The organism is Vibrio sp. 1069, assembly GCF_033340555.1.
The window spans coordinates 1-703 of sequence record NZ_JAWOWP010000374.1 but is presented as its reverse complement, the minus strand read 5'-3'; the positions used below and the strand labels follow the sequence as shown (position 1 = coordinate 703).

At 42.2% G+C, this 703-nt stretch carries 2 protein-coding genes; both read right to left on the bottom strand.

What is annotated here, in order from left to right:
- Nucleotides 1-316: YibL family ribosome-associated protein (locus R7040_RS26605; RefSeq protein ID WP_318097602.1), on the bottom strand; the 316-nt coding region annotated here is incomplete at its 3' end.
- An 83-nt stretch (nt 317-399) separates the two neighbouring features.
- Nucleotides 400-703, bottom strand: a 304-nt coding sequence (locus R7040_RS26600) for an NAD(P)-dependent oxidoreductase (RefSeq protein WP_031857417.1), incomplete at its 5' end; no start/stop codon positions are given.

The window sequence follows — 703 nt, the reverse complement described above, 5'->3', positions numbered from 1 at the left end:
CTAGTTCTTTACCCATTTTAGTCATAGGGTGAACGATAACCAGGCCGCGTACGCGTTTCTTCAGTTTACCGATGTCTGCCTGTTCTGCTTTAGTGATTTCACGAGAGAATGGCATATCTAACAGGCTTTTACGTTCTTTATTTAGTTCGTATGTTTGTTTGTGCTTAAGTTGGTTAAGCTTCTTTGTTAGATCTTCAACTTCATCCGTGAATTTAGAAATCATTTCGTGATCACCACGAGAACGTGCTGCATCCAGTTTACGTTGGCAGGTATCTACGCGGTTATGCAGCTTTTGAATATCAGTTTTAATGCTCATGGTAAATAGACTCAATTTTTTAATGGTCGAGGAGTATAGCATAGCTGAAAATCTACGCTCTACTATCCTCCTCGATTCTATGTTTAGTTGATTAGTTCATTCCCTGAAACTTGGCCGGAGAAGAAGGCTTCTACGTTGTTCAATGTCACAGATGCTATGTTATTCAGCGCTTCGTGAGTTAAGAAAGCTTGATGGCCAGTGAACAGAACGTTGTGGCATGCCGATAAGCGGCGGAAAACATCATCCACGATAACGTCGTTGGATTTATCTTGGAAGAACAAGTCCTTTTCGTTGTCGTACACATCTAAACCAAGAGCGCCAATCTTACCCTGTTTAAGTGCTTCGATAGCGGCGACAGAGTCGAGTAACTCACCGCGGCTTGTATTG